Below are 16,993 nucleotides of genomic sequence, written 5' to 3'. Positions count from 1 at the left end.
TACGGGGGAATCGGAGTTTCGGTTCGTCAGGTGGTGGGCGCATTGCAGGCCGGTGCGCGGTACCGTCGACACATCGACCTTTGAAGACCTTCGAAGATCGCTGAAAGACACGTGACAGACACTTTGACAGTACGAAACGGCAGTAATCGGCATACCGGGCAAAGAAACCTGGTGCACAAGCCGGCCGAGCGGCCCGGACAGACAACGCCACAGCAGCCAGTGAGGAGCAGCGCGTGACGGACATGGACAACGACCAGAATTCGGACGAAGTCACGGTAGAGACGACTTCGGTCTTCCGTGCGGACTTCCTCAACGAATTGGACGCGCCCGCGCAGGCGGGAACCGAGAGCGCGGTATCCGGGGTCGAAGGGCTCCCGGCGGGCTCGGCGTTGCTGGTCGTCAAGCGGGGACCGAATGCCGGTTCGCGATTCCTGCTGGATCAGGCCACCACGTCCGCCGGGCGGCATCCCGACAGCGACATTTTTCTCGACGACGTGACCGTCAGCCGCCGGCACGCCGAATTCAGGTTGGAAAACAACGAATTCAGCGTGGTCGACGTTGGTAGTCTCAACGGCACTTACGTCAACCGTGAGCCCGTGGACTCGGCGGTGCTTGCCAACGGCGACGAAGTGCAGATCGGCAAGTTCCGCTTGGTGTTTCTCACCGGACCCAAGCAGGGTGAGGACGGAGGATCTTCAGGCTAGTGAGCGCACCCGATAGCTCGGCACTGGCCGGGATGTCGATCGGGGCGGTCTTGGAGTTGCTGAGGCCGGACTTCCCCGATGTCACCATCTCCAAAATCCGCTTCCTGGAGGCCGAGGGGCTGGTGACGCCGCAGCGGGCCGCGTCGGGGTATCGAAGGTTCACCGCATATGACTGCGCGCGGTTGCGGTTCATCCTTACTGCGCAGCGTGATCACTATCTGCCGCTGAAGGTCATCAGGGCGCAACTGGACGCCCAGCCCGACGGCGAGCTGCCGCCCGTCAAATCGTCATATTCGGTCCCGCGACTGGTGTCGGTGGCGGGCACCGGGGACGGCGCCGGCTCGGATCCGCGCTCGGACACTTCGGCGGTGGCCCCCACCCACGTCCGGCTGAGCCGCGAAGAGCTGCTGGCGCGCGCGGGCGTGGACGACGAGCTGCTGACCTCGCTTCTCAAAGCGGGAGTCATCACCACCGGGCCCGCCGGATTTTTCGACGAGCACGCCGTGGTCATCCTGCAATGCGCCCGGGCGCTGTCGGACTACGGTGTCGAACCACGGCACTTGCGGGCTTTCCGCTCGGCCGCCGATCGGCAGTCGGACCTGATCGCCCAAATCGCCGGGCCGGTAGTCAAAGCCGGCAAAGCCGGCGCCCGCGACCGCGCCGACGATTTGGCGCGCGAGGTCGCCGCACTCGCCATCACGTTGCACACGTCGTTGATCAAATCCGCCGTTCGCGACGTTCTGGATCGGTGAGGACTAGACTTCGTTCGACAGCTTGGTTTTCGGCAGTAGGGCGGATTTTTGACCTCGCCGTCCTGGCGAGTAACCAATCCAACCGGCGCCACAATGCGGAGGGCAGACACAAATGGGTGAAGTTCGTGTTGTCGGCATTCGCGTAGAGCAGCCGCAGAACCAGCCGGTGTTGTTACTGCGCGAAACCAACGGCGACCGTTACCTTCCGATCTGGATCGGTCAGTCGGAGGCCGCCGCCATCGCCCTGGAACAGCAAGGCGTCGAGCCCCCGCGCCCGTTGACGCACGATTTGATCAGGGATGTCATTGCCGCCCTTGGACATTCGTTGAAAGAGGTGCGGATCGTCGATCTACAAGAGGGCACTTTCTACGCCGACCTGGTGTTCGACCGCAACATCACCGTGTCGGCCCGCCCCTCGGACTCGGTGGCGATCGCGCTGCGCGTCGGCGTGCCCATCTACGTCGAGGAAGGCGTGCTTGCCCAGGCCGGCCTGCTGATTCCGGACGAGAGCGACGAGGAAGGCGGCACCGCCGTCCGCGAGGACGAGGTGGAGAAGTTCAAGGAATTTCTCGACAGCGTGTCTCCGGACGACTTCAAAGCCACCTAAGCCTGTTACCAGCGCTTTGGGATCGGGGTGCCGGCTGGTTTAGCCTGGATGGCGACATCACGGATGCGTCTCAAACAGCACCGTGATCTCGACACGCTGGCGGATAGCTCGCCGACTTGGCCCCGCGGCGGCCATACTTTGATCGCGACTACAGGCGCGGTGGCTATCTACAGAGCGTAAGCTCTACTAGCACTCGGGCTTGAGCAAACGTGGCTGCGATGCAGCCTTCAGACGCAGCCAACGACGAGAGCGCGATCGCGGAGAGGAACCACCGTGAGCGAGCAGCCACGCCAAGAGCAGCTCAACCTAGCGGACAGCGCTAACCCGGCGCCCAGTGACCGCAGTGTCACCGTAGCCAGCGCACCCGTGCAGCCCGGCCTTTTCCCGGACGACTCTGTGCCCGACGAGCTGGTCGGATACCGCGGTCCGAGCGCCTGCCAGATCGCCGGCATCACCTACCGCCAGCTGGACTACTGGGCCCGCACCTCACTGGTGGTCCCGTCGATCCGCAGCGCGGCGGGCTCGGGCAGCCAGCGCCTCTACTCGTTCAAGGACATCCTGGTCCTCAAGATCGTCAAGCGGTTGCTGGACACCGGGATCTCGTTGCACAACATCCGCGTCGCCGTCGATCACCTGCGCCAGCGCGGCGTCCAGGACCTGGCCAACATCACCCTGTTCTCCGACGGCACCACCGTTTACGAGTGCACCTCGGCCGAAGAGGTCGTCGACCTGCTGCAGGGCGGGCAGGGCGTTTTCGGCATCGCCGTGTCCGGCGCCATGCGCGAGCTGACCGGCGTCATCGCGGACTTCCCCGGCGAGCGGGCCGACGGCGGCGAATCGATCGCCGAGCCCGAGGACGAGCTGGCGTCCCGGCGCAAGCACCGCGACCGCAAGATCGGCTGACGGCGCACCGCGCCACGCGCGACGTGGCGCTTCGCGCGGCCGAGTAAGCTGGGCAGCGCATCGCTTTCGTGCGGGAGAGTTTCGTGGCTGCCAGTCACGGACGCCGAAGGAGCAACACCTCTCCGTCAACCTCTCAGGCACCCGGACCGCGCGACATCATGATGCCTCTGGAAAGCGGCGTGGACCCGTGGGTCCGCACCCGCCGATGGGGAAAGGCGCTCGGTAGCGGGCGCCGAATCTCTCAGGCGCCCGGCGATGGGTGAAGACAGAGGGAGAGGGCCGTTAGTCCTCTGCCCCGATCCGTCTTCGCCCGCCCACACAGGAGTTCCAGTGTCCGATCAATTCACCTTCGCAGCTCGGCACATCGGCCCGGACAGTCAGGCCGTCGCGGCCATGCTCGCCGTCATCGGTGTCGACTCGCTGGACGACCTGGCCGCCAAGGCGGTGCCGGCCGGCATCCTGGACCGGCGCGGCGACGGCGGCGTCGCACCCGGTCTGGACCAACTGCCGCCGGCGGCCACCGAGACCGAGGCGCTGGCCGAGCTGCGGTCGCTGGCCGAGGCCAACACGGTGGCCGTGTCCATGATCGGGCAGGGCTACTACGACACGCTCACCCCGCCGGTATTGCTGCGCAACATCCTGGAGAACCCGGCCTGGTACACCGCCTACACGCCGTACCAGCCGGAGATCAGCCAGGGCCGGCTCGAGGCGCTGCTGAATTTCCAGACGATGGTCGCCGACCTCACCGGCCTCGAGGTCGCCAACGCCTCGATGCTGGACGAGGGCACCGCGGCGGCGGAGGCCATGACGCTGATGCACCGGGCGGCTCGTGGCAAGGCCAACCGCCTGGTGATGGACGCCGACCTGTTCACCCAGACCGCGGCCATCGTGGCCACCCGGGCCAAGCCGCTGGGCATCGAGATCGTCACCGCCGACCTGCGTGACGGCCTGCCCGACGGGGACTTCTTCGGCGTCATCGCCCAGCTGCCGGGGGCCAGCGGCCGGGTCACCGACTGGTCGGCCCTGGTCGAGCAGGCCCACGAGCGCGGCGCATTGGTCGCCATCGGCGCCGACCTGCTCGCCATGACGCTGGTCACGCCGCCCGGTGAGATCGGCGCCGACGTCGCCTTCGGCAGCACCCAAAGATTCGGCGTGCCAATGGGATTCGGGGGACCACACGCCGGCTACCTGGCGGTGCACGCCAACCACGCGCGTCAGCTGCCGGGCCGGCTGGTCGGGGTGTCGCTGGACGCCGACGGTTCGCCCGCCTACCGGCTGGCGCTGCAGACGCGCGAACAGCACATCCGCCGCGACAAGGCGACCAGCAACATCTGTACCGCGCAGGTGCTGCTGGCGGTGATGGCCGCGATGTACGCCAGCTACCACGGCGCCGAGGGGCTGACGGCGATCGCGCGCCGCGTCCACGGCCACGCCGGGGCTATCGCCGCCGCGCTCGGCGATGCGCTGGTGCACGACAAGTACTTCGACACCGTGCTGGCCAGGGTGCCCGGGCGCGCCGCCGAGGTGATCGCCGCGGCCAAGGCCAAGGGCATCAACCTGTGGCGGGTCGACGACGACCACGTGTCGGTGGCCTGCGACGAGGCCACCACCGACGAGCACGTCGCCGCCGTGCTCGACGCCTTCGGGGTGCGACCTACCGGGCAGGCGGGTGCCGACGCCGGCATCGTCACCCGCACGTCGGAGTTCCTCACCCACCCCGCCTTCACCCAGTACCGCACCGAGACCGCGATGATGCGCTACCTGCGCGCGCTGGCCGACAAGGATATCGCGTTGGACCGCAGCATGATTCCGCTCGGGTCGTGCACCATGAAGCTGAACGCCGCCGCGGAGATGGAGCCCATCACCTGGCCGGAATTCGCCCGCCAGCATCCCTTCGCGCCGGCGTCCGACACCCCCGGGCTGCGGCGCCTGATCGCCGACTTGGAGACCTGGCTGGTGCAGATCACCGGCTACGACGCCGTCTCGCTGCAGCCCAACGCCGGGTCGCAGGGCGAGTACGCCGGCCTGCTGGCCATTCACGATTACCACGCCAGCCGCGGGGAACCGCACCGCGACATCTGCCTCATCCCGTCCAGCGCACACGGCACCAACGCGGCCTCGGCGGCCCTGGCCGGGATGCGGGTCGTGGTGGTGGCCTGCCACACCAACGGCGACGTGGATCTCGAGGACCTGCGCGCCAAGGTCGGCGAGCACCGCGACCGGCTGTCCACGTTGATGATCACCTATCCGTCCACGCACGGCGTCTACGAGCACGACATCGCCGAGATCTGCGCCGCGGTGCACGACGCCGGCGGCCAGGTGTACGTCGACGGCGCCAACCTCAACGCGCTGGTCGGGTTGGCCCGGCCGGGCAAGTTCGGCGGCGACGTCAGCCACCTGAACCTGCACAAGACGTTCTGCATCCCGCACGGCGGCGGGGGGCCCGGCGTGGGGCCGGTGGCGGTGCGCGCGCACCTGGCGCCGTTCCTGCCCGGGCATCCGTACGCCCCCGAACTACCCCAGGGCCACCCGGTGTCCGCGGCGCCCTACGGGTCGGCCTCGATCCTGCCGATCAGCTGGGCCTACATCAGGATGATGGGCGCCGAGGGGCTGCGCGCGGCCTCGCTGACCGCGATCACCTCGGCCAACTACATCGCCCGGCGACTCGACGAGTACTTCCCGGTGCTCTACACCGGCGAGAACGGCATGGTCGCCCACGAGTGCATCGTTGACCTGCGGGGCATCACCAAGTCCACCGGAGTCACCGTCGACGACGTGGCAAAGCGCTTGGCGGACTACGGGTTTCACGCACCGACCATGAGCTTCCCGGTGGCCGGCACGCTGATGGTGGAGCCCACCGAGAGCGAGAGCCTGACCGAGGTCGACGCGTTCTGTGACGCGATGATCGCCATCCGCGCCGAGATCGACCGGGTGGGCGCGGGGGAGTGGCCTGCTGAAGACAACCCGCTGCGCGGTGCACCCCACACGGCCGAGTGCCTGGTGGTCAGCGACTGGGACCACCCGTACACCCGGGAGCAGGCTGCCTACCCGCTGGGCAAGGAGTTCCGGCCGAAGATCTGGCCGCCGGTGCGTCGCATCGACGGCGCCTACGGCGACCGCAATCTGGTCTGCTCGTGCCCGCCGGTGGAGGCGTTCGCCTGACGGTCCGGCCGGCCCTCAGCCGGGCGTCGTCGCCGGGGCCGGCACCACCAACGGCACCAGATACCGGCGGGCGAAATCGCGGGCCTGGCTCAGGTTGTAAATCGGGATGGCCGATTGCGGCGTCTTGATCAGCGAAATGATCAGCCGCCCGATCATCTCGCCGACGATCTCGGTGTCGAGATCGGCCGCCAGCTCGCCGCGCTCCTGCCAGCGGCGAAGCCACGTGGCGATGTAGCCGCGGGTCATGGCGATCAGGTTCTCATCGGTCAGGTAGGCGGTCAGCTCACCGGCGGCGGGTGATTCGCGGATGCTTCGGGTCAGCAGCTTGGGCGCCGAGGCTTCGTGAACGAAGGCGGCGAAGACTTCGGCGATCCCTTCCTGCGGTGTCGACGCCCGGCCGGCGACCTCGGAGACCAGCGTGCTGAGCCGTAGCGACTCGTCCATGATGGTCAGCCGCACCAGGTTTCGCTTGTGCCGGAACCGGCGGTAGACCGTGGCGACGCCGACACCGGCGGTGTCGGCGATGTCCTGCATGGTGGTGTTGGAGAATCCGCGCTCGGTAAAGCAGGTGCGCGCCGCGGTGACGATGGTGCGGGCGGTCGGATCGAGGGTGGCCAGGCCGTCGGGCACCAAGCCGAGCAGCATCGCGGGGTCTACCATCTGGCCTCCAGCCGATCGGGGTGTCACGACGATTGTGCGCTATCGGGCGCCGCCGGGCGCTTCGCGACCTAGTGTGCCGAATCAGGCCGGTCGGGCGCGGCGAAGGAATCCAGCAGCACCGAGCGATACCGGTCGCGCAGCCGCTCGTACTGGTAGCGGTTGTAGGCCAACGGCTCCAGGGCGAGCCGTCGGGGCAACCATCGCCAGCCCAGCTGCAACGCGGCAACGTAGACGGCGAACTCGAATTGCTCGCGCGCACCCCACCGCACGCCCAGCAGCTCGCGCATGGTCGGATGGGCGACCGCGGCGGAACACACGACCACCGGCCGCGACGCCAGCGTCGTCATCACCGGCCACACCAATCGCAGCAGTGGCCGAACTTGTTTGGCTACCAACAACTTCGGGATGGGCGGCGCGACGAAACTGCGATTGGCGAATTGCAGAAATTCGTTGTCCGCCAGGTCTTTCACGGCGACGGAGTCGTAGTACTCGAGCATGTCGTGCAGGGTCGCCGGCAGCTTCGCCTGCTTACTGGGCAATTCCAGGAACTGCAGTTCGCCCCGCAGCGTCTGGTAGACGACCTCCTTCTCGGCCGCGGTGAGCCGGCGACCGCACACCCGCAGATAGGCCTGATACAACAGGTTCAGGCCGCTCACCGCCACCCAGATCCACACGTCGGGATTCAGTGCGCTGTAACGGGTGTCGCTGAACGAGTCCTTGCCGGCGCCCCGCACGTCTCGATGCAGTCGCTTCAGGTCGTCCCGCGACGTCCGCGCGTCCGAACTGTCGCCGAAGGTCGCCAGGGCGGTGAATGCGAAACTGCGGATGCCACGGTCGGTGAAGTTGTCCGCGAACCGTCCGCTGCGGTCCACCGCCGCCGCGATTTCGCGGTGCGCCACCTGGTCGAGGGCGAGGCGGCCGAACGCCGCCGCCAAGGGCGAGCCCGCGAACCACCGCACGTCGTCCGCCAGTTCCCGGCGCGCCGCGTCCGGTTTCGACGCCGCGCCGGCCACGCTGCCATAAAAACTCGCCGTCGTCGTCATGCCGGTCCTCCTTGAGCTGGTCGGTCACACCACCGTCGCGCCGATCCGATGACGCAATCGCATGTCCCACACCACCGCGTGTACGCCGAGGCGCACCAGGAACCGCGGTGTGAACAGGTCCAGCAGCCCGAAGATGCGCTGCCAACGGTCGAATCGGCGTTGCTGCGCGTCCGACCAGGCGAACCCGAGCTTGTCGCGCAGCTGCGGGGGCAGGTAGCCCAGCGTCATGAACAGGTTCCATCCGCCGAACAGCGCCGGGATGGGTGCGGGCAGGAAATCGAGGCGCGCGATGCCGGTCAGATAGCTGCGCATCCGGTCGTCGAAGTGGAGCCGATTGAGTTGGTCCTGCCAATAGCGGGCGGCTGCGTCCAGGTCGGCGGGCCACATGTCCCGCGGCACCTGCAGCGTGGTGGCGAACACCGACGCGGCCCGGTGCACCGCCTCGGGGTCGCGCCGCGAGCGGCCGCCCCGCAGCTTGCGGGTGTCCTCGAAGACCGCGGCCATGCAGGAGGCCACCCAGAGCTGAAGCGCGGGGTCGAAGGCGTTGTAGCGCACCGGGCTTTGCGGCCCGGAGCGCACCTGGACGTGTGCGGCGTTGACCGCGTCCCGATAGATTTTGCGGTCGTTGGCATTGCCGGCGATGGCCACCGCGATGTAGGTGAAGGTGGTGCGGGCCCTTTTGAAGGGATGCTTGTACAGGTTGCCGCTGTCGACCTTGCTCTCCATCACCCCATAGGCCACACCCGGATTCGCCAGTTGCATCACGACGTTCGCCGCACCGTAGGCCGGGGACAGCCACGGCGACATCTCCTCGGCCAGAAACGCCGTGTCGAGGGAATCGGTGTCCGCCCGCCGGGCGCCCCGATCCGGCGGCACCGCCGCGTCCTCCGGGCCGGTGGGCAGGGGATGGGCCATGCTGTGCCTTCCTGAATTAATTGACAGCTCAGACGGATTCGAAGACCGGCTCGCCGCGGTGCGCCGCGGGGTAGCGGACCCTGGCGGGCAGCGCGCGGTCCAATGCCCGCACCGCGACCACCGCGCGCTCAAACCGCTGTTTGCGTTCGGCAGTCCACTCGATGCGCAGCCGTTCCCGGAGGGTCGCCGGCAACAGTCCGGCGGTGGTCAGCCTCAGCAGCGCGGCCAGCGGAGCCGCGGCCGAATTCCACACCAGTTGTGGCACACGCACGCCGGGCGGCACGGGCATCGGATAGCGGTCCAGTTCCAGGAGCAGTTCGGTCGCGGCGTTGCGTTCCAGACGGCGTTCGACGGTGTCGTGGTAGTAATCCCAGAACGCCGCCCGCGTCTGCGGGATCACCCGTTCGGGGATGCGCAGGATCCCCGCGACGTCTCGCCACTCGCGAAACAACGCGTCCTCGGTCGCGTCGTCGAGCGTCCCGCCGAACACCCGGCGCACGTCGGCGGCACCCGCATAGGTGGTGGCATGCGCCCACAGGTACGCGTCCGGATTCAGTGCGTGATAGCTGCGCCCGAGCGCGTCCATCCCGGAGATGTTGCGGTGCACGTCGCGAAGCCGCTGACCCTCGGCGACGGCGGCCTGCGGCCCGTGAAATCCGTGATAGCGCCGCACCGCGGCCAGTGTCCGCGAGATGCGCCCCCACCTGTCCCTGAGGAACTCCGAATGATCGATCACCCCGGCGCCGACCACCGGGTGCGCCACTTGCAGCAACAGCGTCGCTCGGCTGGCGAGCGGCATCCGCCAGTCGATGCCGCGCCGCCACGTCGCCGAACCGGGACCGATCGGGTGCAATGCCGGCGTCAGCGCCGGGCCGGCTGGTGCAGCGGACATCTTCGACTACGTCTCCCTCAGCCCACGCCTGATAGAAATCAAGGCGGATTCTATCGTGGAGTCTGGCACAGACCGCCGTCGTTGGACAGGGGCGGCGGCGGATTCATCCGGGATCGGCATGCGAACGCCGCACTGATCGCGCAACGACCGTGATCTTCGCTTTCGCGTCCCGCCGCATCGGCTACGAGCTGGGTGGGCCCGGCCGGTCAGCGCTGTCAGCTCAGAAAGTTGTTGACCGCCGACGCGAGGTCGGGGGCCGCCGACGTCGCGAGGTTCTGGTAGCTGCCGCCACTGAGTTGGGCGACCGCTTCCCAGGTCGCGCGGTCCGGGTCGGCCCCGAAATCGATGACGTTCACCGCGATGGGCTTGGCCGGATCGGCACTCTTGCGGATGAAGTCCTGTAGCCCCGCCCCGTCCAGCGTCTGATCGGTGTGTGGCCCCGCGGTGATCAACAGGATCGAATTGTTCTGGCCCGCATGATAATTGGCCTGCATGTCCTGGTAGAGCATCCGCAGGGTGGTGAATGACACCGCGCCACCACCCGACGAGTACTGCTTGTCCAGCGCGGCGGCCAGCGCGGCCGAACGCGGCTGACCGTTAACGGGGTCGGACAACGGGCCGCTGGCCACCTCCGACCGGCCCTCGTGGCCGTCGAACGTCCACAGGCCCACCACCGCGGACGCGGGCAGCGCCTTGATCCGGTCCTGCAGCGCCCCGATCACGTTGGCCAGGCGGGTTTTTCCACCTTCCTGACCGGGCATCGACTGGTCGAGCATGATGGTCGTGGCCTGCCCGCTCGACGGGCTGGCCATCGCCTCGGCGAGCGTGGCGCGCATCGCGTCGTCGCCCACCGACAGCGCCGCGGGCAGCGACGGGAAATTGGTGACCGGGCTACTCGGCGGTTTCACCCCGTTGACGCGGAAGCCGGCCTTGGCCAGCTTGGCCTGCTGGTCGGACTTGTGCATGAATCGCGAGAACTCGCTGGCCGCCGAGGCCTGTTCGCGGGTGAGCCACGAGCCGCTGAGCAGGACGGTGGGGTAGTCGGCAACCGCCGCGGACCCGGGCGGCAGCCAGAAGGCCAAGGCGCCCTTGGCGTCTGGCAACGATTGCCCGCGCTGGAACAGTTGCTGTTCGGTGGTGACCACCGCGTGCACCGGCGCGGTTGCGGCGTCACCGGGCTTCAGCAGGGTGTTCATCGCCTCGGTCAGCGAGTTGTCGGCCAGCTTGGGTTGCGCGCTCAACAGGCTGCGCACCGCGCCGGTGCCCTGCGTCACCGGCGCGCCGGGCGGCACCGACGCGGCCGCCACCGCCTCGCCGGCCAGAAACGACGCGTCCGCATTGCCGTTCATCGGCAGCGCCAGGCGCAGCGGGCCCCACCCCGGTAAATTCAGCCCCGCCAGTGCATTCGGATTAGTTTGCAGCCCGGGTAGCGCCGCCCAGTTCTGGTTGGCCAGGGCCGGCGCGAGTTGGGGACGGATGGCCAGCACCACCGGCGAGGTGGCCAGCGAATGGCTCTCGGTGACGGTCTTTTGCGCCGTGGCGCCGGCGAGTCGCGCGGCGGAGATCGAACTGCCCGGAATCCACAGCGCCGGCTGGCCGCCCAGTTCCGCGGGCCACTTGCCGATGAAACCGTTCAGCACGGCGTCGGAGTTGGCCGGCTTGACGCTCACCACCATGCAGCGGTCACCGATCGGCCCGGCGGATTTGTTGTAGCTCTCCGCGAATTGCCCGATGGCATCGGCGATGGACGGATCGGCCACGACGGGCACCGTTTCCTGACCCCCGACGCAGCCGCCGGCCGCCTTGTGTGAACGCTTGGACAACGCGTCACCGAAGAAGCTCCACAGGATGACCGCTCCCACCACGACCACGACCGCGACCAGCGCCACGATCACGCCGATGCTGACGCCGCGACGGCCGGCCTCACTGCGGTGACCGCCCCGCCAATCGCCGAGCCCGCGATGCCCGCCCCGGAAGAGCGACGGCGATGCGGCCGCCGGCTCAGGCTTCGACGGGGCCGCCTGCCGCGACGGGAACTCCGGGTAGTCGTCGGCGGCGCCGGCTGCGAAGGCATCCTCGGCCGGGTAGGCGTCGTCGGGATGGCCACGCTCGGCGGAGTAGTAACCACCCTCGTCGGCATGGTCGCCCTCATCGGCGTAGTCATCGTCGTCCGAGTAGAGGTCGGCTTCCGAATCCGCGCCGGCATCCCGGCGGTGATCTCCTGCCTCGTGCCCTCGAGACGGCTCGTCGACGGCGTCGTCGCGAGATGGCTCGTCGAGGGAGTCGTCAGGGTCGGGCGCACTGTGCCTACCCATAGCAGTGCCCTCGGCCTTTCCGTCGATCCATCGTTAACTCGGCGCCGATCTTAGTCATCGGCGGCGCTATGCCACGTTTCGAACCCGAACTGAGCGCGGGCTCAATTCTGCGGGCCGGCTGCCTTGGCTTCCCGCCGACGGCGATGCAGGATCGGCTCGGTGTAGCCGTTGGGCTGCTGCGTTCCGGTCAGGATCAGATCCTGGGCGGCGAGGAAGGCCAGGCTGTCGTCGAAGTTGGGCGCCATCGGCTGGTAGGCCGCGTCCTTGGCGTTCTGCTCGTCGACCAGCGGGGCCATCCGCTCCAGGCTGGCCCGCACGTCCTCCTCGGTGATCACCCCGTGGCGCAGCCAGTTGGCCAGCAGCTGGCTCGAAATCCGCAGCGTGGCACGGTCTTCCATGAGCGCCACGTCGTGGATGTCGGGCACCTTGGAGCAGCCGACGCCCTGGGCCACCCAGCGCACCACGTAGCCCAGGATGGACTGGCAGTTGTTGTCGACCTCTTCGCGGATCTCCTCGGAGGCCCAGGCCAGTTCCTTGGCCAGCGGGATGGTCAGCAACTCCTCGATCTTGGTGCGCTTCTTGCCGGCGAGTTCCTCCTGCACGGCGCCGACGTCGACGTAGTGGTAGTGCATCGCGTGCAGGGTGGCCGCCGTCGGCGAGGGCACCCACGCGGTGGTCGCGCCCGCCTTGGGCTGGCCGATCTTCTGCTCGACCATGTCGGCCATCAGCTCGGTCATCGCCCACATGCCCTTACCGATCTGGGCCTTGCCCTTGAAGCCGGCCGCCAGCCCGATGTCGACGTTGGCGTCCTCGTAGGCCTTGATCCAGGTGCTGTTCTTCATCGCCCCCTTGCGGATCATCGGGCCGGCCTCCATCGAGGTGTGGATTTCGTCGCCGGTGCGGTCCAGGAAGCCGGTGTTGATGAACACGACCCGGTCGGCCGCGGCCTTGATGCAGGCCTTGAGGTTGACGGTGGTGCGCCGTTCCTCGTCCATGATGCCGACCTTCAGGGTGCCCTGGGGCAGGCCGAGAACGTCTTCGACGCGGCTGAACAGCTCGCAGGTGTAGGCGACCTCGTCGGGTCCATGCATCTTGGGCTTGACGATGTAGATGGACCCGGTGCGGCTGTTGGCCAGCGGGCCGTTCGCGTCACCGGTCTTGAGCCCGTGGATCGCGGTCAGCCCGGTGAACAGCGCATCCATGATGCCCTCGAACACCTCTTTTTCTTCGTCACCCTCGCTCCAGACGATCGCGTCGTTGGTCATCAGGTGACCGACGTTGCGCACGAACAGCAGGCTGCGGCCGGGCAGGGTCAGCTCGCCCTCGCCGTCGGGTGTCTTGTAGGTGCGGTCCTCGTTGAGCACCCGGGTGAAGGTCTTGCCGTCCTTGCTGACCTCTTCGGACAGGTCGCCCTTGTTCAGCCCGAGCCAGTTGCGGTAGCCCAGCACCTTGTCGTCGGCGTCGACGGCGGCCACCGAGTCCTCGAAGTCCATGATCGTGGTGATGGCCGATTCCAGGACCACGTCCTTGATGCCGGCCGAGTCGGTCTTGCCGATCGGCGATTCCGGATCGATCAGGATCTCGATGTGCAGGCCGTGGTTCACCAGCAAAACCGACCAGCTGGGGGAGCCGAGCTCGCCGGTGTAGCCGGCGAACTTCTCCGGGCTGGCCAGGCCGACGGCGCCGTCGGCGGTCGCGATCTTGAGCTGGCCGTCCTCGACGGACAGGCCCGTCGCGTCGGCCCACGACCCGGATTCCAGCGGCACCGCTTCGTCGAGGAACTTACGCGCGTAGGCGATCACCTTGTCGCCGCGGACCTTGTTGTAGCTCGACCCCTTCTCGGCGCCGTCGTCTTCCGGGATGACGTCGGTGCCGTACAGCGCGTCGTACAGCGAGCCCCACCGGGCGTTGGCGGCGTTGAGCGCGAACCGCGCGTTGAGCACCGGGACCACCAGCTGCGGGCCGGCCGTCGTGGTGATCTCGTCGTCGACGCCGGACGTCGTGATGGTGAAGTCCTCGGGCTCGGGCAGCAGATAACCGATCTCGATGAGGAACTTGCGGTACGCCTCGATGTCGAGCGGCTCGATGACGCGCTGCCGGTGCCACTTGTCGATCTGGGCCTGCAGCTCGTCCCGCCGGCGCAGCAGATCCTGGTTCTTGGGGGTCAGGTCGGTGACGACCTTGTCGACGCCCGCCCAGAAACTGTCCGGGTCGATGTCGGTGCCGGGCAACGCCTCGTTGTTCACGAAGTCGTAGAGCACTCGGGCGACGCGCAGGTTCCCCGCCGACACGCGATCAGTCATGATTCTCCTCCATCACGGGCCGCACTGGACCGCCCATGGGCCGCACAGGCCCAGATTGGCAATGTCATAAGCCTACCGAGCGCAGCGTGGCGGGCGTTATTCGCCCGACCCGGCAGGCGCAGGTCAGACCGCGCTGAGCGCCCCAAGAACGACGCTGCGGCGGGCGCCGGGATCCGTGTCCAGCAACGCATGTTCCGCGCGCCCGCGGTCGCCCGCCCTCCAGCACTTTCTTAACTGGTAGCCGTGAAGATCATACGGGCTGCGCGCGGTCGTTCCGGCCGGCCAGTGCCGCTACGCCTCGCGCATGGTCCCGACGAGGTCTTCAACCAGGTCTTCCATCGCCACCATGGCGACCACGGCGCCGGTCTCGCCGGTCACCAACGCCAGATGGCTGTTGCTGCGGCGCATCCGGGACAGCGCGTCGGCCAGCGGCAGTGACCGGGACAGCCGCGGCAGCGGCCGCACCATCGCCAGATCGATCACCGTCCGCGGATCGTCGTCGAGCGTCAGCACATCCTTGATGTGCAGATATCCGACGAACACGCCGCTGACGCTGGCCACCGGGAACCGGGAGTAGCCGGTCTGGGCCAGGGCCTGCTCGACCGCCCCGACCGTCGGCCCCGAGCCCGCCGCGGCCACCGGAACCGCGTGCACCGCGGCGAGGGGGACGGCCACGTCACCGACCACGCGGTGGCGAATTTGCAGCGCCCGGGTCAGCCGGGTGCGTTCCTCGCGGTCCAGCAAGCCCTCGGACTCGGACTCCGCGATCATCTCGCTGAGCTCGACGGGTGAGACTGTGATCTCCAGCTCGTCCTTGGGTTCGACGCCGAAGGCGCGCACCACCACGTTGGCGCATTTGTTGTAGAACACGATGAAGGGCCGGGCGGCCCGCACGTAGGCCAGGTACGGCGGCACGAGCAGCATCGCGGTGCGCTCCGGGCCGGCCAGTGCGATGTTCTTCGGCACCATTTCGCCCAGCAATACGTGCAGGGTCACCACGATCGCCAGCGCGATCGCGAACGACAGCGTGTGCAGCAGCGCCGGGTGAATTCCGGTCAGCCCCAGCGTCGTTCGCAGCAGATTGGACACCGCCGACTCCCCGATCCGCCCGAGCAGCAGCGACGCGGCCGTGACGCCCAACTGGGCACCGGCCAGCATCGACGGCAGTTGCTCCCCGGCGCGGATCACCGTGACCGCGGCCGCTTTGCCCTGCTCGGCCAGCGCCTCGAGGCGGTCGCGGCGCGCCGAGATCAGCGAGAACTCCGCGCCGACGAAGAACGCGTTCACCCCGATCAGCAGGCAGGCCAGCAGCAGGCCCATGGTGTCGCTCATCGGCGCCCCCCGGTGGCGGGGACCTCGCCGTGATTGCTCAGTTCGATCAGCTCCAGCAGGTCGATCCGGCGGCCGTCCATCCGGATGACCGTCGCCTGCCAGCGGGTCACCGCGTCCAGCAGGCCGTCGGCGTCCAGCGCGGGCAGCTTGACCGTGTCACCGGCCACCGGGATGTGACCGATCTCGCGCAGCACCAGGCCGCCGATGGTCTCGTAGGGGCCCTCCGGCGCGCGGAAACCGATGGCGGTGGCCACCTCGTCGATGCGCAGCAGGCCCGAGACCCGCCAGCCACTGCCGGCGGGCACCACGTCCGGGGTGGCGTCGTCGTGCTCGTCGCGGACGTCGCCGACGATCTCTTCGATCAGGTCCTCGACGGTCACCATGCCGGCGGTGCCGCCGTACTCGTCGACGACCAGCGCGGTCTGCAGGCTGTTGGCCCGGATCTCGGCCATCACCGCGTCGCCGTCCAGGGTGGACGGCACCTTCGGAACGGGTTGGGCCACCGTGACCAGCCGGGTGCGGGCCCGTTCGGTGCGCGGGATGGCGAACACCTGCTTCACGTGCACGATGCCGACCGTCTCGTCGAGGTCGCCGTCGACGATGGGGAAGCGGGAGAAGCCGGACTCGGCGGCCGCGGTCACCAGGTCGGCGACCGTGTCGTCGGTCTGCAGCGCCACGATCTTGGAGCGGGGCGTCATCAGTTCCTCGGCGCTGAGCGTGCCGAACTGCAGCGAGCGGCGCACCAAGGCGGCCGTGGCGGCGTCCAGCGCGCCGCTGCGCGCCGACGAACGCACCAGCGACAGCAGCTCCTGCGGGGAGCGAGCCGACCGCAACTCCTCGGCGGGTTCGACGCCCAGCCGGCGCACGATCCAGTTGGCGGCGCCGTTGGTCAGGCGGATCGCCGGGGTCAGCAGCAGCGAGAACACCAACTGGGCGCTGACGACCGCGCGGGCCGTGGACAGCGGCCGGGCCACAGCGAGGTACTTGGGGACGAGCTCGCCGAACACCATCGACACCGAGGTCACGATCACCAGCACCACAAAGGCCATGATCGCGTCGCCGACCTTGTCGGGTATGCCGATGGCATCCAGCCACGGGTGCGGCAGGTCGTCCACCATCGGATCGGTCAGGTAACCGGCCGCCAGGGTGGTGACCGAGATGCCCAACTGGGCGCCGGACAGTTGGAACGACAGCCGGTGGTGGGCGCGGCGGATCCAACGGTCCCGCCGACCACCGCCGCGGGCGTTGGCCTCCACCGCGCTGCGGTCGAGGGTGGTCAGCGAGAACTCCGCGGCGACGAAGACGGCGTTGCCGAAAATGAGCACCGCGATCGCCACAACGCTGATCACGGTGACGGTGACGTTCATGACCTACGCCGCCCCGACGGGAGAACGCCGATCAGGAG

At 68.3% G+C, this 16,993-nt stretch carries 13 protein-coding genes and 1 riboswitch; of the genes, 5 read left to right on the top strand and 8 right to left on the bottom strand.

Annotation, left to right across the window (positions count from 1 at the left end):
• The first annotated feature begins 242 nt into the window (after positions 1-242).
• From garA to gcvP, 5 genes are all read left to right on the top strand, one after another.
• A complete protein-coding gene (garA, locus tag A5622_RS10010; protein ID WP_369806961.1) occupies positions 243-704 on the top strand; it encodes a glycogen accumulation regulator GarA in 462 nt (153 codons plus the stop codon).
• Positions 704-1,456, top strand: coding sequence for a MerR family transcriptional regulator (locus A5622_RS10005; RefSeq protein WP_066872735.1), 753 nt, complete (start codon positions 704-706; stop codon positions 1,454-1,456). Before garA ends, A5622_RS10005 begins: the two co-directional genes overlap by 1 nt.
• A 112-nt stretch (positions 1,457-1,568) precedes the next feature.
• Entirely contained in the window at positions 1,569-2,063 is a 495-nt protein-coding gene (locus A5622_RS10000) for a bifunctional nuclease family protein (RefSeq protein WP_007771374.1), read from the top strand.
• 273 nt (positions 2,064-2,336) lie between these two features.
• Complete coding sequence (locus A5622_RS09995) at positions 2,337-2,966, top strand: MerR family transcriptional regulator (protein ID WP_066872738.1); 630 nt, start codon at positions 2,337-2,339, stop codon at positions 2,964-2,966.
• 61 nt (positions 2,967-3,027) lie between these two features.
• Positions 3,028-3,125: riboswitch (glycine riboswitch) on the top strand.
• 171 nt (positions 3,126-3,296) lie between these two features.
• Positions 3,297-6,128, top strand: coding sequence for an aminomethyl-transferring glycine dehydrogenase (gcvP, locus tag A5622_RS09990; RefSeq protein WP_066878228.1), 2,832 nt, complete (start codon positions 3,297-3,299; stop codon positions 6,126-6,128).
• 15 nt (positions 6,129-6,143) lie between these two features.
• Here the strand turns inward: gcvP and A5622_RS09985 are convergent, their stop codons facing one another.
• From A5622_RS09985 to A5622_RS09950, 8 genes are all read right to left on the bottom strand, one after another.
• Positions 6,144-6,788: a TetR/AcrR family transcriptional regulator gene (locus A5622_RS09985; protein ID WP_066872744.1), complete on the bottom strand. Its 645-nt coding sequence runs from the start codon at positions 6,786-6,788 to the stop codon at positions 6,144-6,146.
• A gap of 68 nt (positions 6,789-6,856) precedes the next feature.
• The gene (locus A5622_RS09980) at positions 6,857-7,831 is read right to left on the bottom strand and encodes an oxygenase MpaB family protein (RefSeq protein WP_066878227.1); all 975 of its coding nucleotides are present in this window, start codon (positions 7,829-7,831) and stop codon (positions 6,857-6,859) included.
• A gap of 24 nt (positions 7,832-7,855) precedes the next feature.
• Complete coding sequence (locus A5622_RS09975; protein ID WP_066878225.1) at positions 7,856-8,746, bottom strand: oxygenase MpaB family protein; 891 nt, start codon at positions 8,744-8,746, stop codon at positions 7,856-7,858.
• A 28-nt stretch (positions 8,747-8,774) separates the two neighbouring features.
• Positions 8,775-9,638: an oxygenase MpaB family protein gene (locus A5622_RS09970; RefSeq protein ID WP_066878223.1), complete on the bottom strand. Its 864-nt coding sequence runs from the start codon at positions 9,636-9,638 to the stop codon at positions 8,775-8,777.
• A 215-nt stretch (positions 9,639-9,853) separates the two neighbouring features.
• On the bottom strand, positions 9,854-11,953 hold the full coding sequence (locus tag A5622_RS09965; protein ID WP_066878221.1) for a substrate-binding domain-containing protein: 2,100 nt from the start codon (positions 11,951-11,953) through the stop codon (positions 9,854-9,856).
• A 101-nt stretch (positions 11,954-12,054) separates the two neighbouring features.
• Positions 12,055-14,256, bottom strand: coding sequence for a malate synthase G (locus A5622_RS09960; RefSeq protein WP_066878219.1), 2,202 nt, complete (start codon positions 14,254-14,256; stop codon positions 12,055-12,057).
• 291 nt (positions 14,257-14,547) lie between these two features.
• Positions 14,548-15,588, bottom strand: a complete 1,041-nt coding sequence (locus tag A5622_RS09955; protein ID WP_066872762.1) for a hemolysin family protein — start codon at positions 15,586-15,588, stop codon at positions 14,548-14,550.
• Positions 15,585-16,955 carry a hemolysin family protein gene (locus A5622_RS09950; RefSeq protein WP_066878217.1) on the bottom strand — a complete coding sequence of 457 codons (1,371 nt, stop codon included), beginning with the start codon at positions 16,953-16,955 and terminating at the stop codon, positions 15,585-15,587. The genes A5622_RS09955 and A5622_RS09950 overlap by 4 nt, the downstream gene beginning before the upstream one ends.
• Positions 16,956-16,993 lie beyond the last annotated feature (38 nt).

Source organism: Mycobacterium sp. 1245801.1 (assembly GCF_001673055.1).
Classification (GTDB): Bacteria; Actinomycetota; Actinomycetes; order Mycobacteriales; family Mycobacteriaceae; genus Mycobacterium; species Mycobacterium europaeum_A.
Note: the sequence above shows the minus strand (reverse complement) of the source record. Positions and strands in the feature narration are given on the sequence as shown.

Bases quoted from the DNA above. Each gene is read 5' to 3' on its own strand.
- A5622_RS09970 (WP_066878223.1), bottom strand. From the start codon at position 9,638: ATGTCCGCTGCACCAGCCGGCCCGGCGCTGACGCCGGCATTGCACCCG.
- garA (WP_369806961.1), top strand. From the start codon at position 243: ATGGACAACGACCAGAATTCGGACGAAGTCACGGTAGAGACGACTTCG.
- A5622_RS09955 (WP_066872762.1), bottom strand. From the start codon at position 15,588: ATGAGCGACACCATGGGCCTGCTGCTGGCCTGCCTGCTGATCGGGGTG.
- A5622_RS09960 (WP_066878219.1), bottom strand. From the start codon at position 14,256: ATGACTGATCGCGTGTCGGCGGGGAACCTGCGCGTCGCCCGAGTGCTC.
- A5622_RS10000 (WP_007771374.1), top strand. From the start codon at position 1,569: ATGGGTGAAGTTCGTGTTGTCGGCATTCGCGTAGAGCAGCCGCAGAAC.
- A5622_RS09985 (WP_066872744.1), bottom strand. From the start codon at position 6,788: ATGGTAGACCCCGCGATGCTGCTCGGCTTGGTGCCCGACGGCCTGGCC.
- A5622_RS09950 (WP_066878217.1), bottom strand. From the start codon at position 16,955: ATGAACGTCACCGTCACCGTGATCAGCGTTGTGGCGATCGCGGTGCTC.
- A5622_RS09980 (WP_066878227.1), bottom strand. From the start codon at position 7,831: ATGACGACGACGGCGAGTTTTTATGGCAGCGTGGCCGGCGCGGCGTCG.
- A5622_RS09975 (WP_066878225.1), bottom strand. From the start codon at position 8,746: ATGGCCCATCCCCTGCCCACCGGCCCGGAGGACGCGGCGGTGCCGCCG.
- A5622_RS09965 (WP_066878221.1), bottom strand. From the start codon at position 11,953: ATGGGTAGGCACAGTGCGCCCGACCCTGACGACTCCCTCGACGAGCCA.